Annotated in this window: 24 protein-coding genes and 1 pseudogene; all 25 read right to left on the bottom strand. The window is 51.2% G+C overall.

Going from position 1 to position 25,781, the window contains the following annotated elements:
- Positions 1-83 precede the first annotated feature (83 nt).
- On the bottom strand, positions 84-872 hold the full coding sequence (locus GC101_RS30065; RefSeq protein WP_039299406.1) for a formate/nitrite transporter family protein: 789 nt from the start codon (positions 870-872) through the stop codon (positions 84-86).
- 338 nt (positions 873-1,210) lie between these two features.
- A complete protein-coding gene (locus GC101_RS30070) occupies positions 1,211-4,027 on the bottom strand; it encodes an S-layer homology domain-containing protein (protein ID WP_246354580.1) in 2,817 nt (938 codons plus the stop codon).
- Between the two features lie 51 nt (positions 4,028-4,078).
- Positions 4,079-4,459, bottom strand: a pseudogene (locus GC101_RS37005) (S-layer homology domain-containing protein); the annotation flags it as partial.
- 159 nt (positions 4,460-4,618) lie between these two features.
- On the bottom strand, positions 4,619-5,713 hold the full coding sequence (locus GC101_RS30075; RefSeq protein ID WP_039299403.1) for a toxic anion resistance protein: 1,095 nt from the start codon (positions 5,711-5,713) through the stop codon (positions 4,619-4,621).
- Between the two features lie 13 nt (positions 5,714-5,726).
- On the bottom strand, positions 5,727-6,452 hold the full coding sequence (locus tag GC101_RS30080) for a hypothetical protein (protein ID WP_171720329.1): 726 nt from the start codon (positions 6,450-6,452) through the stop codon (positions 5,727-5,729).
- Positions 6,453-6,488: 36 nt separating this feature from the next.
- Positions 6,489-7,544 carry an ATP-grasp domain-containing protein gene (locus GC101_RS30085; protein WP_171720330.1) on the bottom strand — a complete coding sequence of 352 codons (1,056 nt, stop codon included), beginning with the start codon at positions 7,542-7,544 and terminating at the stop codon, positions 6,489-6,491.
- Complete coding sequence (locus GC101_RS30090) at positions 7,541-8,374, bottom strand: HAD family hydrolase (protein ID WP_171720331.1); 834 nt, start codon at positions 8,372-8,374, stop codon at positions 7,541-7,543. Before GC101_RS30090 ends, GC101_RS30085 begins: the two co-directional genes overlap by 4 nt.
- Positions 8,371-9,525 carry a cysteine protease StiP family protein gene (locus tag GC101_RS30095; RefSeq protein ID WP_171720332.1) on the bottom strand — a complete coding sequence of 385 codons (1,155 nt, stop codon included), beginning with the start codon at positions 9,523-9,525 and terminating at the stop codon, positions 8,371-8,373. Before GC101_RS30095 ends, GC101_RS30090 begins: the two co-directional genes overlap by 4 nt.
- Complete coding sequence (locus tag GC101_RS30100) at positions 9,522-10,814, bottom strand: phosphoribosyltransferase family protein (RefSeq protein WP_171720421.1); 1,293 nt, start codon at positions 10,812-10,814, stop codon at positions 9,522-9,524. Before GC101_RS30100 ends, GC101_RS30095 begins: the two co-directional genes overlap by 4 nt.
- A 76-nt stretch (positions 10,815-10,890) precedes the next feature.
- A complete protein-coding gene (locus GC101_RS30105) occupies positions 10,891-12,099 on the bottom strand; it encodes an HpcH/HpaI aldolase/citrate lyase family protein (protein WP_171720333.1) in 1,209 nt (402 codons plus the stop codon).
- Positions 12,100-12,331: 232 nt separating this feature from the next.
- A complete protein-coding gene (locus GC101_RS30110) occupies positions 12,332-13,075 on the bottom strand; it encodes a TerC family protein (protein ID WP_171720334.1) in 744 nt (247 codons plus the stop codon).
- Positions 13,076-13,102: 27 nt separating this feature from the next.
- The gene (locus GC101_RS30115) at positions 13,103-14,431 is read right to left on the bottom strand and encodes a TerD family protein (protein WP_171720335.1); all 1,329 of its coding nucleotides are present in this window, start codon (positions 14,429-14,431) and stop codon (positions 13,103-13,105) included.
- Positions 14,432-14,524: 93 nt separating this feature from the next.
- Positions 14,525-15,106 (bottom strand): TerD family protein, encoded by a 582-nt coding sequence (locus GC101_RS30120; RefSeq protein ID WP_042132987.1) that lies wholly within the window; start codon positions 15,104-15,106, stop codon positions 14,525-14,527.
- A gap of 51 nt (positions 15,107-15,157) precedes the next feature.
- On the bottom strand, positions 15,158-15,733 hold the full coding sequence (locus GC101_RS30125; protein ID WP_042132985.1) for a TerD family protein: 576 nt from the start codon (positions 15,731-15,733) through the stop codon (positions 15,158-15,160).
- 29 nt (positions 15,734-15,762) lie between these two features.
- A complete protein-coding gene (locus tag GC101_RS30130; RefSeq protein ID WP_171720336.1) occupies positions 15,763-16,359 on the bottom strand; it encodes a TerD family protein in 597 nt (198 codons plus the stop codon).
- Positions 16,360-16,482: 123 nt separating this feature from the next.
- The gene (locus GC101_RS30135) at positions 16,483-16,929 is read right to left on the bottom strand and encodes a tellurite resistance TerB family protein (RefSeq protein WP_042132981.1); all 447 of its coding nucleotides are present in this window, start codon (positions 16,927-16,929) and stop codon (positions 16,483-16,485) included.
- 256 nt (positions 16,930-17,185) lie between these two features.
- Positions 17,186-17,908: an ATP-binding cassette domain-containing protein gene (locus tag GC101_RS30140; protein ID WP_171720422.1), complete on the bottom strand. Its 723-nt coding sequence runs from the start codon at positions 17,906-17,908 to the stop codon at positions 17,186-17,188.
- A 15-nt stretch (positions 17,909-17,923) separates the two neighbouring features.
- Positions 17,924-18,571 (bottom strand): amino acid ABC transporter permease, encoded by a 648-nt coding sequence (locus GC101_RS30145; protein WP_039299378.1) that lies wholly within the window; start codon positions 18,569-18,571, stop codon positions 17,924-17,926.
- A gap of 110 nt (positions 18,572-18,681) precedes the next feature.
- A complete protein-coding gene (locus tag GC101_RS30150) occupies positions 18,682-19,497 on the bottom strand; it encodes a transporter substrate-binding domain-containing protein (protein ID WP_081969796.1) in 816 nt (271 codons plus the stop codon).
- A 260-nt stretch (positions 19,498-19,757) separates the two neighbouring features.
- Positions 19,758-20,633 (bottom strand): N-carbamoylputrescine amidase, encoded by an 876-nt coding sequence (aguB, locus tag GC101_RS30155; protein WP_171720337.1) that lies wholly within the window; start codon positions 20,631-20,633, stop codon positions 19,758-19,760.
- A 159-nt stretch (positions 20,634-20,792) separates the two neighbouring features.
- On the bottom strand, positions 20,793-21,824 hold the full coding sequence (locus GC101_RS30160) for an agmatine deiminase family protein (protein ID WP_171720338.1): 1,032 nt from the start codon (positions 21,822-21,824) through the stop codon (positions 20,793-20,795).
- A 147-nt stretch (positions 21,825-21,971) separates the two neighbouring features.
- A complete protein-coding gene (yfcE, locus tag GC101_RS30165) occupies positions 21,972-22,514 on the bottom strand; it encodes a phosphodiesterase (protein ID WP_171720339.1) in 543 nt (180 codons plus the stop codon).
- Between the two features lie 73 nt (positions 22,515-22,587).
- The gene (locus GC101_RS30170; protein WP_171720340.1) at positions 22,588-22,794 is read right to left on the bottom strand and encodes a hypothetical protein; all 207 of its coding nucleotides are present in this window, start codon (positions 22,792-22,794) and stop codon (positions 22,588-22,590) included.
- 243 nt (positions 22,795-23,037) lie between these two features.
- Positions 23,038-24,522, bottom strand: coding sequence for a glutamate synthase subunit beta (locus tag GC101_RS30175; protein ID WP_171720341.1), 1,485 nt, complete (start codon positions 24,520-24,522; stop codon positions 23,038-23,040).
- Positions 24,523-24,804: 282 nt separating this feature from the next.
- The gene (locus GC101_RS30180; protein ID WP_171720342.1) at positions 24,805-25,779 is read right to left on the bottom strand and encodes a permease prefix domain 1-containing protein; all 975 of its coding nucleotides are present in this window, start codon (positions 25,777-25,779) and stop codon (positions 24,805-24,807) included.
- Positions 25,780-25,781 lie beyond the last annotated feature (2 nt).

Below are 25,781 nucleotides of genomic sequence, written 5' to 3' on the forward strand. Positions count from 1 at the left end.
GTGTGTATATTTATCTCAACAAAAAGCAGAAAAGCGTTCCTCCATAACCGGAGAAACGCTTTTTGGTTTATTTGGCAGCCGCTTTAATGAGACTCCTCATCCAGAAACGGCTTATTCACATAGTAATACATCACGCCCATCAGCACCCCGCCGCCAATGAGATTCCCGAGCGTAACCGGGACAAGATTATGCACAACGCCTCCCCATGATATGGTGCCGGGGTGATCCAGCACGAGGGCAATTGCGAAGGTACACATGTTGGCAATACTGTGCTCATAGCCGGAGATGAAGAAACAGAAGACGAATAGAACCATGGCGAACATTTTGGCTCCGTCGCTTTTCATCGACATCGGGACGAAGAAGGCCAGACAGACGAGCCAGTTACAGAGAATAGCCCGGAAGAACAGCTGCAGCGCCGGGGCTTCCATCTTGTGAGCCACCACATTCAGCAGAAACCCGTTCACAGAGGAATCATAGAATAATCCGGTCAGAAAAATCAGCAGGGCGAACGCCGTAGCCCCAAGGATATTACCGATGTAGCTCACTACCCACATCCGCACTACCTCAGTCCATGCCATCTTGCGTCTCAAGGCCGCGTAGGTGTAATAGAAGGTATCTCCGGTAAATAAATCTCCCCCGCCGTAAGAAATGAGGATGATGGCTGCGCCGAACGTAATCGCAGCCATCGGATAGGTCATCGGCGATTGTTCCATATAGAAGAAGTTGCCGGTCTTAAACGCTACGATAACGCCGAATCCGATAAACATGCTGGCGAGCATGGCTCTGGCAATATACCGCAATATGCTTTGCCGGAAGATCTTCTGTTTCTTCAGTGCCAGCTTCTCAACCTGCAGCAGTGCCTCGTTCTCCATTTGACCTCCGTCTTAGCTTCGTATTTTCAGTGATTGTAGAGGCTGCTGTACAGCCTCCGGGTTATTATACCCAATAAACCGCTGGAAATTGCTTGAACCACAGAGCGTCAATATTTATGGAGCCTGCACACTATCCGAACCTGCCTTACAGGCCTCTATCATCCGGGTCATTCAGCCTGGCAATAGCTTCCGCTTTCTCACTGCTGGCTACGACGATAAGCACAACTATCAAACATCCCAGAATCATCCGCTTATCCCCTCTTTCTCCACAGGTCGCCTTAGTGACAACTTATGTGGGAAAGGGAGGTATTATGAATGAGAAAGATCCTTCGGAAGGGTTAGTCTGAAATACCGCCTTTGTAGTAGTACAGCACATTATAATTGTTGTCGTAGAAAAGAATGATATATTCCTGGTCACCGGTTTCAAGAAATGAATATCGATCGTTCTCGTTTAAAAAATTCCGGTACTTCGCCGCATGTTCCACTGTAAACCCTGCGTCTCCTCCAAGCTGGGTTTTGGATGCCACAGAATAATATGCAAAACCCAGTTCCGGATTATTGCGTATCTTTGAAACATCTATCACTATATTTCTCTCTTCCCCATCATTTATGCTGCTAATTTTCACACCTTCCGTTAATTCAGTAACCGAGGCATCAAGAAGCGGAGTATTTGTAGTAAATTGAACTTTGTGTGTGTTGTAAGCAACCGCTGCCTTATTTTTATCGTAAAATACCAGCGTAACGTACTTCTCCACCGGAAGTTCAGGGCTAGTAAGCCCATAGCCGCCCGAGCTAAGCGGATAACTATTATCCGGCCACCGGTTGCTCAGATCATTCTCTGTAATAGGCTGATCTGTAAGATAGGCGTTAAAGGACACAGCCTTATCCCTCACCGCCCGAGGCAAGAAGGGAAATGTGACACCCAGATATGTTCCGTTCACCATATTCGGAAATTCTAAGTCTCTGACTACTCCCCCGACCTGCGGGAGCGCAGATAACGGCCCGCCGGAATGAAGTTCAGTTATTCTGGATTCAGCCTGCTCCAGTTTTGCAAGGTAAGAAGCATCCAGCTGGTGCCGCTGGCTCTCCGTTAAAGCTTCAAAAGCCCATCTTGCTTTCTCCACGCTATATTCATCTTCAAGGGTAATTGCATCTACTTCCGGCATTCCAGACATCCTTGAACTGGCCAGAGTCAGGAGTTGCTGCTCCGTAAACATAGCCTGGCCCTGATAATAGCCGAGCACATTGTAGCTCTTGTCATAAAAGATAATCAAATATTGCTCATCGTCCCAGTCGTTAGATACATTTATAGTGAACTGTCTGGTGCTGCGCAAATATGCCATTTCCTTATTTAACAGCCGCGTTTCGGGACCAAACTTCGCTAATTCTCCGCGCTCCTGGGACTGTAAATTCAAGGTATAATAAGCAGCCGATTGCGGGTCTTGATTCACATATCCGCTGATGTCAATTTCAGCATCGCCACCAGTGTCGCTCTTCCGGATCACAACACCCTCTGTGATTTGAGGAATAGGACTGCTCCACACAGCTCTAACTGCCGGGAAGCTCACTGGCTCGCTATAGTATGCAGTTATTCTCCCTTGCTTATCATAGAGAACGATATTCAAAAAATCTCCCTCCTGCGGCTGACCAAGATCCACCGCTCTGCTGGCAAGATCATTCTTGTAATAATCGCCCTGTTTAATCAAATCCCCCAGTTTGATAGGATTGCTAGTAATTGAAAGAGTAAAGTTTACAGATGTGTAGCGGAGTAAACTCGGCATCTTCTGCAGATCTATAACAATTGGGATACTATTTAGATAATGACTTTCGCCTGTAGTAACCGCATTAAAATAAGGATAACCCAGACTGCCCAAGGGGCGCAGATTACCGATTGCAGCAACAGAATCGTTCAGCTTGTCCTGCAGCTCCGTGCTGACCTTCATTTTCTGAACGTCTGACAGAATATCAAATTTACTCAAAGCAGCAGCTACCGCATCCTCATCAGCTAAAGTTACGTCTGCAGCATCCGGCAAGGCTTGAATACGGGCAACTGCCAACTCGTACGCCTTCTGCTCCGATCTTTTCCAATCTCCTGCGTAATAGGCTAGCGCCTGAAGATTGCTATCATAGAACACAACATAATAAGTCTTGTCTGAACTGTATTCAAAGTACACAGTTCCACTGTCCTGACGATACAAATAATTCTGGCCTGCCAGGATATCGTTGATCACATTAACATCGCTTGGCTCTGTGAGTGTTTCTTGAGGATTAATCGAGTAATAGACGGCTTGATTTCCGGCTTGCTCCAATGCCTCAGAAACATCTATCCGGATATCATAGACATCTGCTCCAACAGAGACTTTGGATACAGTCACTCCGTCATTCAGCTCTGAGAAGCGGTCTGATTTCGTAACCGTCATCAGCTTCATTTCGGTCTTTTGTCTGAAATACCCTATCAGCTGATTATGGGTATCATAAAAGATCTGCGTAATATAGGGATCGGTGATCCCCTCTATTTGAAAGGCATAAATAGGAAAGTTAATAGTTTCATAGAGAGAGTCAAAATATTCAGGATAGAACTCCCCCGACAGCAACTGTTCAACCGGAACAGCGCCGTTTGAAATATACTGTTCAAAATGGTCTACTTTGGATGCTAATTCATCCGGAACCAGTCTGAAATCGATCGTCAAATTGACGGAATTAGCCATAAGGATATCCTCGTTAACAGCAATCTTCACTCCGTCTACAAACGGAATAGCTAATGGAGTTGCTGTCGCTGCCGGTGTGGCAGTGGCCGCAGGAGTATCAGTCGGAGCCGGAGTAGGCGTTGCCGGAGATTCACCACCACCTCCACTGCCGCTTCCTCCACCCCCGACTGCAGCAGTAGTTGCAGTTGATTTAGGAGTGGAAGTAGGACTAGCTGACGGGGACGGTGTTGCAGCTGGTGACGGCGCCGCTACTGTACCACCCGCCGGCTGCGCTGTCGCAGCTGCATCTATCAGTGACAATGATTCAGCACGGGTCAAGGCTTTGGCCGGTCCAAATGTTCCATCCGGGTACCCCTTAAGCACTCCTGCTGTAACTGCCGCGGCAACACTCCCCTTTCCCCATGAGGCAATCTGACTTGCATCGCTGAATATGTTCAATGCCTCCATATTACCTGCGTCCAACTTCAGCAGCTTGCTGATAATAACTGCCGCTTCCTGGCGGTTAATCGGAGCGTTAGGACGCATTTCACTGTTATAGCCCTGAATGTAACCCGCCGCTACTGCTTTTGATACTTCAACATAAGCCCAGTTTGTGGATGGTACATCGGAGAAATGCACCACGCCCTGTTCCGTGAAATGGTATGCGCGGTTCACCAGTGTCATAAACTCCGCTCTGGTTATGGTTTGATTGGGCTTCACTGACCCATCCTCAAACCCTTTAAGCAAGCCGCTGTCCAGCCATCTCTCAATCGTTTGCTCAGCCCAATGTCCTTCGTAATCCTTTGTACTTGCCGTCTGAGCTGCCGCTATCCCCATTGAACCGAGAAGCATGCTAACTCCTAGTATACCTGCCAACATTCCTTGTAACTTCCTGCCCATCCGTCTTTTCCCCCTGAATGTAAGAGTAAACCCATCTCATGATATATCACCGGAATATAATAGTAAATTAGAATATGCACATCAAAAAAAGCCCGCTGATCCCCATCAGCAGGCTTATTGCAATCCTTCGTATGTGCTTACGGGCCGCAGATCAAATCATCAGTTCAAAAAGCTGCTCAGCCCATTCTCCGCCTGCTTCAAAGCCTGCGGCTGCGAGCCCTCATTAAGCCCGAGCCGGTTGTTCAGCTGGGTGTTGATGGTCGTCATTTTGGACGTATAATCCTGGCAGCTCTCGATAATCCGCCGGTTGGACTGCTCCGAGGTATCCAGGGCACTGAGCAGATCGCCTATTGCCTGATTCACAGCTTCGAGTGACATGGACGGCTTGGAGAGCAGCTCCGTGGTCTTCTCGGTAGTTGTACGCAGCAACCGTGCGTTCTCCTTGAACTGATCCTCGATCGTCTTGTTGGTGGCTTCCACAGCGTTAATGACATTCTCCTGATCAGCCAGGGACATGGCAATCATCGCCGACACGGTGATCAGGTTAGAAGTCTTATCAATCGCGTTGTTTACGGAATCGATCAGCTTATCATTATTGTCATTGATGATATCCGTTGCCGCAATCGCCTGATTGTAGAGCAGAATCATTTCGGTCATGGACTGAATCCGTACCATTACCTTGCGCAGTCCCCGTTCCAGATACGCCTTGCGGAATTCGTTCTCCGGCTTGGCGATTTCTACCTCGAACAGCTCCTTCAGCTTGTTGCCGAAGGCAATTTTGGTCTGCAGGTTATAAATCTCCTCCATCGAGGTGCGCTTCAGCTGGCGCATGTTGACGATGCTCTCTTCCAGCGTATCGCGGCCGTCGCGCAGACCGGTAATGATGGCATCAATATTGGTGCGGACGGACTGATATTTGTAGACATAATTTTTGAGCGGACTCTTGCGCAGCATTTTGCCGAAAAAGCTGACATTCTTGCTCTGCTGCAGCGTCTCGCACTCATTACGCAGCTTCATAATCATATTCGGCACTTCCACCCGTTTGCCGCTCATCAGGTCATTGACCGGACGATCCAGCAGCTTAAGGGTTTGTCCCGCTTTTTCCTGCGTCTTCACGCCAAGCTTGCCGATATCATCCATCAGGGAATCCAGGGCTACCGTATCGGTCTTGGACACCTTCTCAATTAACTGGGAAGCTTCCTCCACTACCTTCTGTTCATCTTCTTTTCTCAGCTCGATCAACTGCGTGGACATGGTTTTCCTCCTCCTATAGTTCGGAACTGCTGTAACGCTGATGAATCAGTTCCGCCTTGGTCTGAAGTTCCATCAGGTCTTTATGTTCGATCGTAGACGCAATATCGGATATTTTGGTATCGACATCACGCAGACCGTTCAGCAGCATTCTCCGGTTTCTCGTCTTGGCTTCGCCGCCCAGCCTCAGGAACGGATTGATCACACCGTTGAGATCCTTCAGCACCAGTCTGCGGACGGTGTGGTTGATCTCGCCGTTGCCAAGTTCCTGCAGCAGAGGAATCACACGCTGCAGTCTGGCGAACAGCGCCAGTGACTTCTCGACGATCTCATTGTCCAGCGTATCCTTCTGCCCTTCAGATATAATCATATCCTCCAGAATGCTAAGATACTCCACTACCGGAGCGAATTCCGCTCCGATGGTAATCTCCCCTCTGGTCTCAGCTCCCGCTTTGACCGCAGAAGCCTGTCCCGCAGCCGGGAGTGGGCCTGCGGCCGGGGCGCTGCCAGCCGGGGACTGAAGCGCCCCTGCTGAAGCTGCAGGGACCGCTGCCGGCTCTTGCCCGGCGGGAATAACCTCCACCGGGAGATTCACTCTTGTGCGCCTGAAGCCCGGCACTGCAAGGGCGGCCCCGGCAACCGGAAGCAGCAGCGAGATCAGCTCGGGCAGGAACCCGCTGGTCAATACAGCCACAACATAGCCGGCCCCGGCGTATACCAGTACTTTGAATTTAGCTTGCATTCCTTCTCACCTCTTATGAGCGTGAATGCTCCACACTCAATTCACGGAATCCGTAACCACGGATTCTCCGTTTATTTTCATGATCAGCGGCTGTTCAACATGGCTTGCCAAGACATTGTGCGCGAATTCTACAGGCTGAACTTCGCCGCCCAGAGCGCTTTTGACTGCCAGATAAGGGAAGTTAATCCCAGACAGACACGAGATATGCAGGCCCCCGGACATCCGCGGATTAATCTCAAGCAGCTTGGGTACATCGCCGCTGTATTTCATCTGGACATTGAAATTATAAGGAATCCGGTAGGTCTCGGCCACCCTGCGGGCAACCTCTTCCAGCTCCGGAATATGCTCCATCAGCCGCAGCCGTCCGCCCGCCTTACGGCGCGGGACAGCGGCAAGCAGATTGCCATGCGCATCTGCCAGACAATCAATACTATATTCATATCCCTCCAGCAGCTCCATAACCATCAGATTAGGAAAACTCTCCGCTCCGGAAAGAATGCGATAAGCATCCTCGAAGGAAATCAACGGCGTTACATGTCCAAACAGCTCTTCCAGCGGGCTGCGGTTATTATCTATAATCCGGAATCCGAGACCGCCCTCTGTTTCGGTCGGCTTGAAGCAGACCTTATGTCCCTTGGAGACGAGTTCTTCATAGGCTTCCTTGAACTGCTCTGCATTACTTGCGACATGATAATCTGGAATCGTCATGATTCCGTTAGACTTCACACTTTCGTAGAACTTGCCTTTATCCATAATCATTTCCAGCAGATCCTGATCGCGGCAGACCAGCACCTTCGTCCCGATGGCATCGAACAAGGACACATGCCGGGCGATATCCAGCATATGCAGCCGCGGAATGAAAATATCAATCTCATTGCGGCGGCAGAAATCAACGCAGAACTGCACGTATTCGATTCCCGTAAGCTCAGGCTCGGCCCCCGCAACATCAGCGCCCTGCAGCGACATATGGCGGATATCCGGGTGGGTGGCGAATATTTGAACCGGGATGCCGTCTTCATTGTTCCGGATGAGATTCATGTAATGAAAAGCCACGGAAAACCAGCGATTGAAATAAATATTTACCTTTTTCATTGTGGCCCAACTCCCAATGCTGTCAAATTATTATAAATCGTTTGAACATACTGCATAATCTCATCCCCGGCAAATACACCCGATTGCTTCGTGAAAGGATACTCTAAGTTTACTAGACCCGCCTGCTGCTCGGCAAATATTTCTCCGTGACAGGGGGCAATGGCATAGTCTGCAGCCGCCAGCAGGCTCTTGTCCAGCAGGGAATCGCCTGAAGCGACCATCGGCTCTGAGCGGACGGTACGGCGGACATGAAGGATCGCGTCACTTTTGTTCACGGCCTCCGGCACAATGTAGAGCTTGCGCCCCTGCAGCGATACCTTCCAGCCCAGTCCATCCAGCCGCTCAGCCATGCGGGTAATCTCATCCAGCGGCAGAGAATCACGGTGTACTACGAAGGTGTAGAACAGCTCGTCGCAATACCGCTCGCTGGTAATCCATTCTGCCCGTACTACAGAGCGGACAATCCTGCCGGCTTCCTCAGCCGGCACGGACCCGCGTTCCACCAGCCGCCCGACAGCCGCCCGCCATTCATGGTCCACTACCCCGTTCACGAGAATGTTGCCTCCATTACTGGTAACGGCATAATCCGGAATAATGGTCTCCTGGAACAGGTTAATCCGCCGGTACTGTGCGATAGTGCGCGTAGTCACCGGCATGAAGACGATCTTCGCCGCAAGCTCTTTCAGCATATCCAGAGCCTGCTGCGATATATACGAGACCGTTCTGCCGTCAATCACTTCGGCCGGCACCAGCCCGGAGGCATCCCCGGGAACTCCGATGGCATTCAGAGAGTAGATCAGCGTACGGTCCAGATCACTGGCGTAGATCATTCACTCTCCCCTTTCAGCGGCTTAATGATCCCGCAGCAGGAATACGTAAGTCCGGGGAATACCTCTACTGGTACACCGCGGTCTTCGGCCAGCAGCAGAATATGCCGCAGGTTGGGATTGTCCAGCCGATCAACGAGGATTCTCCAGGGCACTCTGCGCAGCAGCACACGCGTGGTCTCGCCAACCCCCGGCTTCACCAGATTGATATTATCAATGCCGAAGGTCTCCTGAATACTGCGGATATCAGCCAGCCCCTGCCAGGTAATCTCCGGAGGATCCGCCTGCATCTCTTCAGCAAGCTTCAGCCCCTCCGCAGCCACCTCACGGAAATAAGGAGTCACAGCTTCCACGAATACATTAGACAGATCACTATCCAGCCATTCCTTGTAGAACTTGGCCCCGTGGAACTCCTCCGGTCCGATCAGATCGTCGCGGAGCACGGTACGGCTCATCAATCCGGATACCGTAGAATTCAGGCAAGCGCTTGGGATCAGGTAATCCTCCCTTGTGCCGAAGGTTCCCGAACAGTATCCGGGATCGGCAAGCACCGCCAGATCATCATTCAGGGTAATCCCATATTTGCTGTACATGCTCTCGCAGGCCTCGATCAGCACCTGGCGGATAGCCCCTTTGCCGGTCCAGCCGTCAATGAACTGCAGCTCTGCATCGCTTCCGTGCTGCTGCAGCATATATAGCACAGCGTTCTCATCGATACCTTTACCCCGGATAATCGAAATACTGTAATGCGGCAGATCCGCTTCATAGCGCTCCAGAATATACCTTTTGATCAGCACGCCTATCGGGGTACCTGCTCTGGCCAGTGAGACCAGCACCGTATTCGCCGTTCCCCGCTGAGCCACAATCATCTCAGATACAGCAGCTACAGCAAGCGCCACCTTCCTCGCGGTATGCTGCAATGTCTCATGGAACAATTCGATATACTGCTCCGTCGGCTGGTATTCTACAGGGAGCATCTCTGAGTAATGCACGCCCGACTGGATAGCTTCCTCCCGTTCGGCTGTTCCCCGCTCCAGGGATACATCGCTGAGGTCCTTGAGCAGAAAAGTAACATCTGAAGCAGGGTAGCTACCCAGCGGAACCGGAGGGGATATTCTTCTGTTCATTATCTCTTCCATTTCGATTCCCTTCATATCCGCGAGCCTCCAGTTTCAGGTTCAGAGGCCAGTATAATAAGATGCACCTTATTGCCTGCCAGCCTCTGCAAAATATCCGTCATCGGTTCAATCCGCTGCCGCGGCACATCCCGCTCAAGCAGCACAAAGATATCATCATACTGGCCGGGATCCACATTATAGATGAAATTGGTGATCTCTGTGTCGCCTGCGGACGGATACGCTGCTGCACTGTGCACACCGTAATCCGCACGGCGCTGCGGATGGATCGGACTGCGGGTAGAGGATTGATAGGACACACCCTCACCCATCTCCGCGGCAATCCGCATCGGCAGATACATGAACTCACCTACGCCCATCACCAAAGTGCGGGAGCCTTCCCGTAAGTCACGGAGCTTCCCGGCCACCCGGCTGACCCCTTCGTCAATCCGCCGGTTATCTGCAGAATCCAGACCAAAACGGCCGCTGTATTTCAGATAGGGGGAGAGGTTCACAATGCCTAGCGCATCCGCAGAGGTCACCTGCAGCCGCTCTAATCCATCCTGCACATATGTGGTAACGAGCTCCGCCAACGCTGCGGGCTCTTCGCCGCTTCCGGGCTGCGGCTTCAGCAGAGGGGTTCCAGTCACCTCAATGCTGCCCTGCAGCAAAGATAAGGCGGTAATTCTAATTCCCAGCTCCTGCTCCAGATCACGGTAAGCCTGAATATTCGCGGTGCTCCGCCAATCCAGAATTGAAGCCACTACATACTCCCGGCGCGGGAATTTGGACTGGACATCACGAATGGTATTGATCGCCGTATTGCCGGTCGTAATCTCATCATCCACCAGCACGATCGGCTCCGTTCCCGACAACAGCTTAGGATTCAGGGCATAACAGAGATGATCTACAGCATGGGAATGCTCCTCTTCGAAGGTGACTACGGATTCCAGTTCAGGAATATTCTCACGGGTCGTATGAATATATGAGGCTCCGCCGGCAAACATGTTGTACATGCTGTGGCCCAGGGCGGTAGCGGTTTCGGCAAAGCCGATAAATAAGGCAGGCTGAGGCAGCACCAGACGTGCAGCAAGCAGATCATGATAGGCCTCTTCCGCGAATTCAGGATGAATCAGGCCATGAACCGCCTGGCTCATCAGCTTGTCCATGATTTCCCGTTCAGCGCTATCCGCACTCATCTCTAAGTACAGGAGAAGGGCAAGTGCCGCTCCGCTAAGCAGAGGGGTATAGGGACCTACAGGAATATGTTTGCCAAGCACTTTGCTGACGAATAGAAAAGAGCGTTTCTTGTTGATGCGGGCGGCCATGGAGAACAAGGCTTCCACGGGCATATGAAAGGGGTTGGAGGTTTCCGTTACCGTAACCTGCAGATTCTCGACGATATTAAACGTGTGTGTATTCGTTCTCGGGTAGTAATCCGACAAAATGCTGTTGTTCATGTAACACCCCGTATATTTGAGATCGTAGTAAAATACGTCTAGCCCAGTTCAAATGTGGCTTAATTTCATTCATCTTGTTGTAATATTCGCTCTTGAACACTCCGCGGCTGCCATCATTGCTCTCCACAATACTTAAGGCGTCCACATATTCTTCATGCATTACTGTATACATCGCCTGCACGGGTCTGAGATGGGAAGGATGAATGATCGTTTTGCCCACAATACCGTTTTCCTTGTCCAAAATCACTTCACGAATCAGACCATCCATCGAGCTGGAAATGTATTTATTCCGCATCTCACGGCCATGTTTGCCATAGGTATCTTCAAAAGGAGTCTCGCGAAGCTGAGGACGCAGAACCCGGTGTCCTTTGCTCGCGAAGTATTCCCATACGGGTCCTGAGATGACATACCCTTCTTCCACACGGCCAAATATATTAATAATATCCGACATGCAGTCGCGGATCGGCGTCAGATCATAGATGCTGATATCGGGACTGCGCCGCAGTCCGAACAGGCTGGAGAAATCCGTTGCTCCAATTCTGACATTGAGCACATATTCGCGGTATTGCCCCAGCAGATCACGGATGGCCAGCAGGCTGTCCAGCCGGCTCTCCCGGTAGATGATCGGAGCATTCTCCAGAATCGGCATTCCGTACAGCACAGGGGCAGAATAGGTACGTGTATTATTGTAGTCGGCAATGGCCTCAAAGAACTCCACACCGTTCAGGACAGAAAACTTAGGAAATACAAAGCCGGTCAGCATCGTTATTAATGAACCCAGCCGGAAAATCAGATCCCGCAGCTGCTCCGGATTGCGTACACGGATGAACAGCAGCGGCAGACTGCCTCTGGGCTCCGGATCATTCTCGGCGTAAGCGGACAGGAAGGCAAGATGCCGTACAACGGATTCTTCAGCATAATCCACCTCGCCATCCCCTATGGCATCCTCCAGATCTATAATTACCGTAACGAGCCCCGAGGCTCTCAGCTTAATAATATCTTCGGCAACACTGGACCTTGTAGCAGGCATATAAAGGGCAGCTCCGACGGCGTAAGCCAGTAAATCCTTGCTGGTTGTATGATCAAATGAAACCGGCGGAACATGAAATAATGAAGTTTCCTGTTCTTGCGTAAGGTAATCGAAATATCTCAAGGCCTTTCCCCCTTAATGATGTGCCAAGCACAAAACGAATAGCCTCTCCATATAGAGACAAGCAGAACCGGCTATGCCGTCCTCTCGGGGACGGCATCCGGCTTTCTCAAATACAAGCAAAGGCCATGCTATAACATATAACGATTACCCGGAAGCACGCCGGAGTCCACCCTTCCCGTGAACTCCCCGGCTTCCTGTACAGCTATGAAGCTAAATCTATTCATCAGGGGAATCAGGCTTTGCGGTTCGCCTCTTTTTTGCGTTTACTGGCGCTGTACACAATGGTACCCACAAACACTGCAATCAGAACCGTGAAGAAGATCACATGCGGCATCTCATACCCGAACGCACCAGCAAGCATTTTACCGGCAATAAGTGCAATGAGCAGGAATGCTGACTGTTCCAGTTCAGGGTATTTAGCAATCAGCTTGAGGAATACCTGTGCCACGCCGCGCATCATCAGCACGCCGAGGATCCCCCCCAGGAATAGCACCCAGACTTGATTACTAAGACCGAATGCAGCAACTACACTGTCAATACTGAAGGCAATATCCATTAATTCAACCAGGAGCACCGTCCTCCAGAAAGAGGTGCCTTTGTTCTTCGTCTCCCCTTCTTCTCCGCCACCCTTAAACAGACCTTTATAGGCAATGTAGAAGAGGTACAGAGCACCAAGAGCCTTAACCTCCCAGAATCCAATCAGGAAGGTACCCAGACCAATCGCCAGGAATCTGAATAAATAAGCCCCGAGTATCCCGTAAAACAGTGCCTTACGCTGCTGCTCTTTCGGTAAATGCTTAACCATTACCGCCAGCACGAGCGCGTTATCTGCGGAGAGCAGGCCCTCCAGCAGAACCAGACTCCCGATAATCCCCCAGCTGACAGGATCGGAGAGCGTCGCTACAACATCACTCCATGAGAAGAAATGCCCATAATTCTCACTGATACTCCTAAAAAAATCACTGAACCAGTCCATTCCACTTGCGCCTCCGGTAAAATAAAATTATTTGCTGCCTGCTACCCAGCGAAGCCCCCAGCCATAGGCCTCATCCATCTCCTTATGACCGCTGAAATATTGCACAAGCCGTTCAATACTGAAGGTCTCGTTGCCTACATTCCGGATCAGCGCGATGGCGCACATGCCCTTACGGTTGTTATGCTCGTCCAGATTAACGACAATATCCGGTCCTCCATCCTGCTTCAGGGTAACCACCCCATCCGCCTCGGACCAATTGGTAACTCCCTTGTAAATAAAAGAAAACACTAAAATTCTTTCGATTTGTGCAACCTTACTTCCGTTTATACGCAGATTCTCGCCGGATGTTACGGAGCCTGTCCGGTCATCCCCATCCAGCATGATGTACGGCGGCTGCTGCAGGTTGCCGAACGCATTGCCCAGCGCCTGCACAACTCCCTTGCTGCCGTTCTTCAGTTCATACAGGCAGGCAAGATCCAGATCCACGCCGCCCTTGTTACGGCTGAACAGTCCCCCCCCCTGCTTCTGATTCCAGTTCAGGTTGATGACGAGCTCACCGAGACCGGAGGCTGATTTCTTCAGGTTGATGGAATCGCCCTTCTTCTTCAGCTCAATCTTCTTCAGATTGAGATTCAGCGGCGGTGCGGGAGCTTCCTCCTGCTTCGGCGCAGGCACAGGCGGAGGCGGAATCACTATAGCAGGTCTGGCTTGCTCCACCTTCGGTGGTGGCACCTGAAGCGGCGTGCGTTCCGGCGGTGCCGCCGTCTTCACAGGCTGTGGTGCCGCCGCCGGAGCAGGCTCATCCTCCACTTCTATGCCATAGTTGCCGCACAGCGCTTTGAGTCCGCCGGAGAAGCCTGCAACGATCGCACTGAATTTCCATTCTTCGCCGTATCTATATAATTCTCCTACCACAACAGCTGTTTCCACAGAGAAATGATTTCCCAGGTTACACCGCAGAATTTCCGCCCCTGTCGCCTGATCCAGGATCCGGCACTGGGCCTCGCTCATCTGTCCGAACATTTGCTTGCGGTTCTCGCCATCATACAGGGTAAGGGTAAAGGCTATCTTCGCGATACCTGCAGGAATCTTGTCCAGTCCCACCTCGAACTGCTTAAGTCCTCCCGAAGCTGCACCCGGCACATCCTTATATCTGATATAAGGCGTAGACGGGTTATTATAAAAGATCAGATCATCGTCACTATTTACTTTGCCTTGCGCCCCAAGCAGGAACGCAGAGGCGTCAATATCCATGGAAGATGGAGCTTTCCACCCGATCTCTACAATGATATTGCGGATTCCCGGGTTTCCTTTGGTCAGGTCTGCTTTCTGCCCTTTAACTACTTCAGTACTCATTCTTACGCCACCTTTATAAATGGATAAGAGTGCAACTTATACACTTTTGTCTATAAAAAGGGCAGGATCGATGATGATCCCGCCTTTGAAGCTTTATTGTGCATCCAGTCCATAATTCTTGCATAGAGCGCTGAGCCCGCCGGCAAACCCGCTGCCGATCGCCTGGAACTTCCAATCCGCCCCATGGCGGTAGAATTCACAGAAGACAACGGCTGTCTCGGTGGAGAAATCCTCACCCAGGTCAAACCGCAGAATCTCGCGGTCGCTGGAAGCATCTACAACACGAACAAATGCGTTCGATACCTGTCCGAAGTTCTGCACCCGTGTCTCATAATCATAGATCGTCACTGTAATCCCAATGCGCTGAATATTCGCCGGCACCAGGCTGAAATCTACAAGAATCTGCTCATCGTCCCCGTCGCCTTCACCTGTACGGTTATCGCCTGTATGGGTTACAGAGCCTGTCCCGCCGCTTGGGTTGTTATAGAATACAAAGTCGTCTTCGCCTTTGGCTTTGCCGTCCTCATGCAGCAGAAATGCTGAAGCATCCAGGTCGAAATCCTTGCCGCCGCTATACTTGTTTGTATCCCAGCCAAGTCCTACAACTACCTTCGTCAGGCCCGGATTGGTCTTGGTAAGATCAATCCGCTGTCCTTTGGAAAGACTGATCGTCACTGGCAAAAACCTTCTTTCCTCAAAGATTTAATTCCCGGAGTCATCAGGGTCTTATTGCAGACCGTAATCACGGGTCAGTCCGGAGAGGCCGTCTTTGTAGCCGCTGCCGATGGCATTGAATTTCCACTCTGCACCATTGCGGTACAATTCACCGACTACAACGCCGGTTTCAACGGAGAAATCTTCACCCAGGTCAAAACGGATCAATTCTTCACTGTTCGCATCATTCACGATACGCACATAAGAACGGGAGACTTGTCCAAAGTTCTGGCTTCTGGCTTCCGCTTCGTAGATTGTAATGGTGAACGCAATTTTATCAACATCCGCAGGAACATTGAGCAAATCAACTTGAACCTGCTCATCGTCTCCGTCGCCTTCACCTGTGCGGTTGTCGCCGGTGTGAACAACGGAAGCGTTCTCGTTCTGCTTATTGTTGAAGAAGATGAAGTTTGTTTCTTTATCCACTTTGCCGTTAGCATTGGTCAGGAACACAGACACGTCGAGGTCGAAGTCCTTACCGCCATCGTATTTATTCGTATCCCATCCGAGGCCGACTGTAATTTTGGACAAGCCCGGATTAGTTTTGGTCAAATCGATTTTTTGTCCCTTGGATAAGTTAATAGCCATGAATAGAACCCTCTTTTCTCAAATTGGAATTAGATATAACGTTCAGCCAGTTGATTGATATGTGCTGCGTGCGCGCCTTCACCGATAGCAGCGAATTTCCACTCTTCGCCATGGCGGTACAGCTCGCCGCAGATCAGTGCCGTGAAGCCTGTGTAATTGTCCGTCAGATTAAACTTGATCAGCTCGCCGTTCCCGGCCGCGTTGATAATCCGGATATACGCCGATTTGATCATTCCGAAATCCTGCTTGCGGTTCACCGCATCGTAGATGTTAACCACAACCAGAACCTTATGGACATCGGCAGGAATCGCCTTCAGATTCACCATGATCTGCTCGTCGTCGCCGTCTCCTTCACCCGTCAGGTTATCTCCCGAGTGAACTACAGAGTTGTTCGTATTCTGTTTGTTGTGAAAGCAGACGAGGTTCAGCTTATTGGTCAGCTTGCCATTCTCATTCAGCAGCAGAGCGGAAGCATCACAGTCCACATTCGCCTGTTTCTTGACACCAAAGAAGCCTCTTGCCGGTTCGGCAGGGTCCCAGCCCAGTCCTACGATAACGTTAGACAGTCCGGCATTCCCTTTAGTTAAATCGATCTTCTGACCTTTTACCAGATTGATTCCAGCCAACTTTACGTACCTCCGTTTCCAGTAGTAATCACTGCCTGTAAGTCCTTCTTGCGGGTGTTATATCAGTGATACGATGGAGAAACGCCTAAGTTTCATCCAATTGCGGATGCCCTCCGGCCTGTATTACAGGCTGAATTCGCTTGGGCTCAGTCCGAGCACACTGCAGATATTCCGGACAACCGCTTTCTCATGCTCATCGAAGTCGCCGTCAGCCGCACCGATCGCGGAGCATACGCCCACAATGACACGTCCGATCTCCGGTTTGCCGCTGAATTTCGCGATCGATTTGAGCGCTTCCTGCTTGCCGATTTCCGGCGAGAACTCGAAGTTGCTCACATAGAAGTTGAACTGGTTGATGACATCTCTCATGTCAAATACCTTCAATTCATTGCTGAGGTTCATATATCCGGCCATTTTGTTCTTCTCGGATTCCTCAATCTTGCCGTCAGCCGCAGCAACCAGTGCGCAGCCTGCAACTACCGCGTTCATAAAGTCTTTATTTTTAAACTTCTTAACTTGTTCTGTCAGTCCGGTTTTTGTCGTATTTAGCCAATTTTTAAATGTGCTCATCGTATTCTCCTTCTATCATTCTGAATTATGACCAGTAGAAAGGGCTGTGCCGTACTATAAGCACCATATCCGCTTCTGCCGGAAATATAAGGATAAATTATTATGCGTAGCCCATAAATCCTTATACTTTAAAAAAAGATATCCCCGAGCCTCCTCCCCGCCATTCCGGGCAGATATTCAACCGATGGTCCCATTGCCTAATTCTTACTCTTCTAATATAACCGATTAAATAACAATATTCTACTTTGACAGATTCTCACAGTACCTTGGACAGGAATTCCCGGGTGCGCTCATGTGACGGATTTCCGAACAACTGCTCGGGTACCCCCTGCTCCACTACAATGCCCTGTTCCATGAAAAGGACACGGTCTCCCACTTCACGGGCAAAGCCCATCTCATGCGTTACCACGACCATAGTCATTCCTTCACTGGCCAAATCCTTCATGACCGCCAGCACCTCGCCCACCATTTCGGGGTCCAGTGCAGAAGTCGGTTCATCAAACAGCATGATCTTCGGCTCCATCGCCAGCGCGCGCGCAATCGCCACACGCTGGGCTTGACCGCCCGAGAGCGAGGCTGGATACATCTCCGCCTTCTCGCTCAGTCCCACCTTTTGCAGCAGCTCCAGCGCTTTTTGACGGGCTTTGTCAGCCGGCCATTTACGGACCTGCATCGGGGCCAGCATAATGTTCTCGATTACTTTTTTGTGCGGGAACAGATTGAACTGCTGAAAGACCATGCCTACTTCGGTACGGATATCGTTAATCCTTGTGCTTTTGGCCATCAAGGAAGTGCCTTCAATTATAATATCGCCTTCCTGCGGCTGCTCCAGCAGATTGAGGCAGCGCAGAAAGGTCGATTTGCCTGAACCCGAAGGTCCGATGACCACCACAACCTCCCGGCTGTGAATGTCGACGCTGATATCGGTCAGTACCTTATGGGCACCGAAGGATTTATGAAGATGCTTCACTGAGATAATAGGCTCCATATAGGGTTACACCTTCCGTTCGATATAATTAAGCAGCTTGCTGAGGGAGTAGGTCAGAATGAAATAGATCAGTGCAGCGGTCAGATAAGGCTCCCAGATCCGCAGATATTGGCCTTTCATGGTATTGCTCCAGTACATAATCTCCGGTGCGGCAATCAGCGCCAGCAGCGAAGAATCCTTGACGAGGACGATGAATTCATTCCCGAACGCCGGAACCATCCGTTTGATGGCCTGAGGAAGTATAATGAAGCGCATCGCCTGGAGTTTGGTCATCCCGAGTGACAGGGCGGCTTCCCGTTGTCCGGGGTCAATTGACTGGATGCCGGCACGGAAAATTTCAGCGGAATACGCTGCGGAATTGAGCGAGAGCGCCACAAATGCGCTCATCAGCGCATAGGTTTTACCATAGAACAACGGAATGAGTCCGAAATGGACGATCAGAATCTGGACGTACAGCGGTGTTCCGCGGAAGATGTTGATATACGCATGAAACGGCCAGCGGAAATACCATCTGGGCGCCATTTTGCCGAACCCGATAACCAGTCCCAGGATGGACCCGCACAGGATCGAAACCAGCGATACACCTATGGTGAACAGGGTCCCCTTAAGTAAAACCGGTAAATAATGAACGATGATGTCAAATCTGAAATCCATAGAACTCTTCCCTTCTCTTCTGCTTATATCTTTCTCTATGTTTCTCTTGTGTTTCAAAAAAAGAAGCATGCGCAATAGCAATCATTACGCATGCTTAATTGTTACTCCGCTTACTCTGCGCTCAAAAGTGTGGCCGTATCCGGCTCATCGCCGAACCATTCTTTGTAGATTTCCGCATATTTGCCGTTCTCGATGATCTTCTTGATCGCCGGGTCCAGCTTGGCTTTCCATTCACTGCCCTTAGGATAGAGGATACCGTAATATTCGGAACCGAAGTTCTCCTTGTCGATGATACCGGTCAGCTTCTCATTCGGATTATTCTTGATGTATTCGTTCACGATGGCGATATCCGCAACCACCGCATCCGCTCCGCCGCCGTTCAGCTCCATCAGGGCTACCGCATTGCTGTCATAACGCTTCAGATTGCCGTTGTCGATCCCCATAATGCCGCTCATGAGATCATCCGCAGTTGTTGCTGCCTGAACGGCAACTTTCTTATCTTTCAAATCAAGAGCAGACTTAATATCGCTGCCTTCTTTAACCATGATCATGTTCGTGGATTCGAAATAAGGAATGGAGTAGTCATAGGTTTCCTTGCGTTCATCTGTAATGGATACCGAAGATAGCCCCGCCTGATATTCAGTGCCTTGCTGAACACTGGTCAGCATCGTATCCCAGCCTGTGTTGGTCACGGTGTAATCAATACCCGCTTCCTCCATAACCGCCTTAATGAAATCAATGTCAAAACCCTTGATAGTGTCTGTATCCATATACTCCATAGGTGCATAACTGGCATCGCTGGCGAACTTGATGCTCTCTCCGGCCGCATTGCCGCTGCCTGCGTTATTATCCGAACCACAGCCGACCATTGCCAGGACCAGGAATGCCACCATACCTGACATTGCCCATTTTTTTCTGATTCCCATGCTCCAATCCCCCTACTTATTTATAAAATAACTTAAAGAGATTTTATCAGATTAAAGCGGTGGTGACAATTAACTTTTCCTGCATATGTTATATAACATGACATAATATCGATGTATTGTAACATTTACAGCCGCCTAATCTTAGAATTCAGGTCTATCTTCATATAAAAAGCAGCCAGGAGGCTGTCCGGAGAGCGATATCCCCGGCAGCGTCCTGGCTGCATGCTATCATAACTGTTATTCAATTCATTCATTTCCAATCAGAACGTCAGGTCCCCGTCATATGAAGCAATCAGCCGGTACAGCTCCGGACGGCGGTCGCGGAAGATCCCCCATTCGATCCGGCCAACCTCAAGCGCATCAAGGTCAAATTCACTGACCAGTACACCCTGCTCATCGCGCCCGGCTTCGGCAATCTTGTTGCCCTGCGGGCCGGCAATGAACGAAGAGCCGTAGAAGTTAATGCTGGAGTCCTCGTCAATCTCCTCACCGATCCGGTTGGAGGCGACGACAGGAATCAGGTTAGCGGCCGCATGACCCAGCATGCAGGTCTGCCAGTGATCCTTGGAGTCGATCGAGCCGTCCTGCGGCTCCGAGCCGATAGCCGTAGGGTAGAACAGAATCTCCGCCCCCATCAGACTCATTACCCGCGCTGCTTCCGGATACCATTGATCCCAGCAGACGCCGACGCCGATTTTGGCATAACGGGTATTCCACACCTTGAAGCCGGTATCGCCCGGGTTGAAGTAGAACTTCTCTTCATAGCCGGGGCCGTCAGGAATATGGCTCTTGCGGTATTTGCCCATCACCGTTCCATCGGCATCAATCACGGCCAGCGAGTTATAACGCGCGTAGTTCTTTTTCTCATAAAAGCTGATCGGCAGCACCACTTCGAGTTCTTTGGCTACCGCCTTGAAATGGTTCACAGCCTTGTTGTGCTCAAGCTCGGTGGCATAGGCGTAGTAATCGGATTTCTCCTTCTGGCAGAAATACGGTGTCTCAAACAGCTCCTGCAGCAGAATAATCTGTGCGCCCTGGGCTGCCGCTTCCCTGACCAGTGTCTCGGCCTTGCGGATATTCTCATCAATGTCGCCGGAACAGCTCATTTGTGTTGCGGCTACTTTTACTTTTCTCACGGTTGTTCCTCCCATTATGAACTTTAAATTCCCATCCGGGCGAAGTGTAACTGCGGTGAATATTTGGATTTCCGGCCGCTTTCGCTCCTTCCAGTCCCAAAATTCCCCTCGTTACTTTTGCCCTTTATGTTGTCAGTAAGTTCAACTTCAAGTTACAGCTTAGTTCACAGCAGGCATCTGTTGGGTGGTGCAGTGCACGTTCCCGCCTTCACCAATTACGGCCATTCCGTTCACTGTGCGGATTCTGCGGTCCGGGAACAGCCCGGCAAGCGTCACTTCGGCAAGCTTGTCTGTCTCTGCCGCCGTACCGCCGAATACCGGCAGGATAATCCCGCCGTTCACGAAATAGAAATTCAGATAGCTTAGGGTCAACCGGCTGTCTTCATAATCCACACGGGGCGGCTGCTGAATGCGGATAATCTCCAGCTTCCGGCCCTTGGCATCGGTAGCCTGCTCCAGAATACGCAGGTTCTCCTCCGAAATAGCATAGTTCTCATCCTGCGGGTCCCCGCAGACCTGGATGATCACCTTGCCCGGCGCAGCGAAGCAGGCGATGTTATCGACATGACCGTCCGTCTCGTCTCCGCTGAGGCCGCGCTTCAGCCAGATGATCGACTCAGTTCCCGTATATTGCTTCACTAAGCCGGCAATCTCTTCCCGGTCCAGCTCAGGATTGCGGTTCGTGTTCAGCAGGCATTCTTCGGTAGTCAGCAGTGTGCCTTCGCCGTCGGTATGAATTGACCCGCCCTCCATGACAAGCGGTGCATCATAGCTGCTGATCTCCAGCTGCTCCAGAATTTGCGGAGCTACCTTATCGTCAAGATCCCATGGCGAATATTTGCCGCCCCAGGCATTGAACTTCCAGTTCACACCGGCAAGCTTGCCTTCAGCATTCACCACAAAGGTCGGTCCGTTATCGCGCAGCCAGGCATCATTGTGCTTGATAGGCAGCAGCGTCACATTAGCTCCAAGTCCGAGCTGTTCTACCGTCTCCATATCATCAGGGTTCACAATCACCGTTACCGGCTCGAACTCGGCAATGGCTCTGATAATCTCGGCATAACCCGCACTTACCGCCGCATGGTTGTCCGGATATACCATAGAGTCCTGCACCGGCCAGGAGATGAAGGTCCGTTCATGCCGGGCCCATTCCGCCGGCATTGTATAGTTTAAATCTTTGGGATACGTCATTTAGTTACCTCTGCCATTTATATTTGAAGCTGCCCTGTTAGCCGCAAGCTCCTCACCCATCATACAATAATATGCCTGTGTGCTCAATTGCCGGACCGCAATAATCCCCCTGGAAATATCCAGAGGGATTAGCGTTATGCTGCTATTTTACAGCGTAATATGCTTAATGACATTGCCCGCGAAATCCTTGATGCTGAATTCACCATTGTCCAGGATTCCGTAAGAATTGGGATTGTTCTCTTTGGGCAGGGAGATCGATCCGGGGTTAAGCACAACAATACCCTCCTTCACATCCGCCACCGGCAGATGCGTATGTCCCTGGATGAACACATCCTGCGGGGACAGCGCCGGCAAGTTATCGATGCTGAATCCATGCCCGTGCGTAGCGTAAATCTTCCGGCCCTCATGGAGAATCATTACGTAGTCGCCCATCATCGGGAACTGCAGCAGCATCTGGTCTACTTCAGCATCACAGTTACCTCTCACGGCAACCAGCGATTTACCGTAAGCATTCAGCCTGTCAGCAACCCCTTGGGGATTATAACCCTCCGGCAGCGGATTTCTCGGCCCGTGATACAGGAAGTCTCCCAGAACAACCAGTGTGTGCGGCTGCTCCTCCTCCGCCTTGGCCAATGCCTGCTCCAGCCAGTGCAGCGACCCGTGAATATCGGAAATAAACATCAGTTTCATCTTTGTTCTTCCTCTCCGTTATATAGCTTTAGCTTAATGATGTCCGGGTAGAGCCTCAGTTCCACTCAGAGCTTCAGTCTCTTCTATGGTGATATGGTGAATTTTTTGAAATCCCAGCCTCTGCTGCCACAGGAATTTTGGACTCCCCACTGTTAGTGGTGGATTCCTGCACGAAATACAACATTCTCCTCACAATATCGGGCGTAATCGGAAATTGTTGTACTAAATACAGCAACTCTCCTTCTCCAGGCGGGTTTGCGGGACAATTGCTGTATTTCATACAACAATCCTCCCAAACACCCCGGTATCGCCCAATTAAAGTTGCAATACGTACAACAATTATGCCTATGCAATATGAACTTAAGAATCTCCGGTTCTGGTTCTGCCAGCAACGAATCAAACAGGAGGAATGGGGTAATTCCATGCATCCATTGTAAACGCCCCCGCCCGGTTAACGCAAAGCAAGACGCCCCGGCGGGGCGCCCTGCTGTTAACTCCGCTTACTCGTATATCTAAAAGCTCCTCATGGCAGGTTGGACGAGCCCATCAGGAAGCGGTCCACTTCACGGGCGGCCTGACGGCCCTCGTTAATGGCCCAGACCACAAGACTCTGGCCGCGCCGCATGTCGCCGGCGGTGAAGACACCCGCAACACTTGTTGCCTGTGTGCCAAATTCAGCCTTAACGTTGGAACGCTCATCGCGTTCTACTCCAAGCTGTCCAAGTACCGTTTCCTCCGGTCCGGTGAAGCCCAGCGCCAGCAGCACCAGCTGCGCCTGGATAACCTCTTCACTGCCCGGCACTTCAACCGGTACCATCCGGCCGTCCTCCGTACGCTTCCATTCAATGCGCACGGTGTGCAGCTCCTGCACATGTCCGTTCTCGTCGCCGGCGAAGCGCTTGGTGTTCACAAGATAGCGGCGCGGATCTTCTTCATATAGGGATGCCGCCTCCTGCTGCCCGTAGTCCACCTTCAGCACCTTCGGCCACTCCGGCCAAGGATTGCCCGGCTGGCGGGTTAGCGGTGACTGCGGCATAATCTCGAGCTGGATAACGCTTCGACAACCATGGCGGATAGAGGTAGCTACACAGTCTGTACCTGTATCGCCACCGCCGATAACAACAACATCCTTGCCCTCCGCTGACAGATATTCGCCGTCAGCCAGCCCGGAATCCAGCAGGCTCTTAGTATTCAGGGTCAGGAACTCCATCGCCTGATGGATGCCCCGCAGCTCCCGGCCTTCCAGCGGAAGCTCCCGCGCCTTGGTAGATCCGCCGCAGAGAACTACGGCATCATGCTCCTCCTGCAGCTGGGCTGCAGGGATATCCCGGCCGATCTCGGTCCGGGTTACGAAGGTAATCCCTTCCGCTGTCAGCAGATCCACCCGGCGTTGAACCTTCTTCTTATCCAGCTTCATGTTCGGAATGCCGTAGGTCAGCAGACCGCCGATCCGGTCAGCCCGCTCATATACCGTCACCGTGTGTCCCGCCTTGTTAAGCTGCGCTGCACACGCAAGCCCCGCTGGTCCGGAACCAATGACCGCAACCTTCTTGCCCGTACGGGTAAGCGGCGGCTCAGGTACAATCCAGCCTTCGGCAAAACCTCTATCTACAATCGACTTCTCAATGGATTTAATCGTTACCGGATCGCCGTTCTTCCCGACGGTACAAGCCCCTTCACATGGCGAAGGACAGACGCGCCCTGTAAATTCAGGGAAGTTATTGGTCTTATGCAGCCGTTTCAGCGCCACCTGCCAGTTGCCGCGGTATACCATGTCATTCCATTCCGGAATCAGGTTATGCAGCGGGCAGCCGCTGGCCATTCCGCTCAGCAGACGTCCTACATGACAGAACGGTGTTCCGCAATCCATGCAGCGGGCACCTTGCTCCCGCAGCTGGTCTTCCTCCAGCGGCACCGAAAACTCATTCCAATTCTTAATCCGTTCCAAAGGCTCGCACTCCGCAGGCGTACGCCGCTGATATTCTAAAAATCCGGTTGCTTTACCCATTCCTGTCTCCTCCGAGTCTCTCTGATTGGCCGCCGAAACTATAAAAAGCGGCATTCATGCCCACATTTGGCTCCAAAAAGAAACCTACTCTTCTGTCGCCAGCCGTTATTCTGTCACTGTAAAGCAGCGAAGCAAGAGGCTGCGCCGGGGTAAGAAACCGCCCCGGTACAGGCCCTTGCACAGTTTGATTAAGGGGAATAAATGCCTTCATATTATCATCTATCCGCTAAGCGCGAACATGAGCAATGTCACCTTTTACAGCAAACGGCACAGACCCGGAACTCAGGCTGCATCTTTCCCCTTGAGAATATTGTAGGCGGAGCTGAATACCCCGAACAGAATCCCTGTTACAGGAAACACGATCCAGTTGATGTGCCACTGATCGTACACAAACCCGCTGACCAGAAAGACGCAGGTAACCAGCGGCCAGACGATGGAGGCTACTGCACCGATGACCCGGTCCTCTTCCTTCTTTTCTTTACTGAAATCCCCGGTCTTCAGCAGCATCTGATACGCTCCCCTGATGTTCCCGTAATAGACAAAGAGGAATACAGCTACAGCTACAATAGCCAGAAGCACTACTACCCCATACGATGCGCTCTCTTCACCGAAAGCCGAGGCTACAAAAATAGCGATTGGCGACAAGACGATCAAGCAGACTCCCGTAATGAGCGATAGCATATACGTTGCGGCAAAACCGGACTGCCTCTGCTGAATATCCGCTTTCAGATGGTAAGGCAGATGAAACCCGGACTCCAAATATTTATACTTTTCCATTTGCATGCCGCTGTAAATAAACATCGCAATAGCCGGGACCAGCAGAACTAACAGAAAGCCTAACCCGATCATGCTCATCGCATCCTCCGAAAAGACAGAGCTCATGAACCCGTTCTCCCCAAGACTCGCAATCAGAATGAGCAGGCCGGCGCCCACCATAAGCAGCCCTGTGCCCAGACCTATAAGCAGCCCTGATCTCCTTTTGGCAGCAATGAATTCCTCCGTCTCCATTTCAGTAAGCATCGGAACCAGCTCTTCCTTACGGACCTCCCCGATGCCCAGCTCGCTGATCAGCTCATCAATATTGCCGAATTCGGAAATGACGATACCTACCGCCTCGTTCTCCGACTTCCCGTCATCCTTCAGCTCGTGATACTTCTCCTCCATGTTGCCAAGCAGCTCCTGCTTCAGCTTATGCATCTGTTCCGTTCTGGGCAGAGAAGCGAACATATTGTTCAGATAACCTACGATTGTATCCAAGT

It is taken from the genome of Paenibacillus phytohabitans, from assembly GCF_013141775.1.
GTDB classification, from domain to species: Bacteria; Bacillota; Bacilli; order Paenibacillales; family Paenibacillaceae; genus Paenibacillus_AQ; species Paenibacillus_AQ phytohabitans.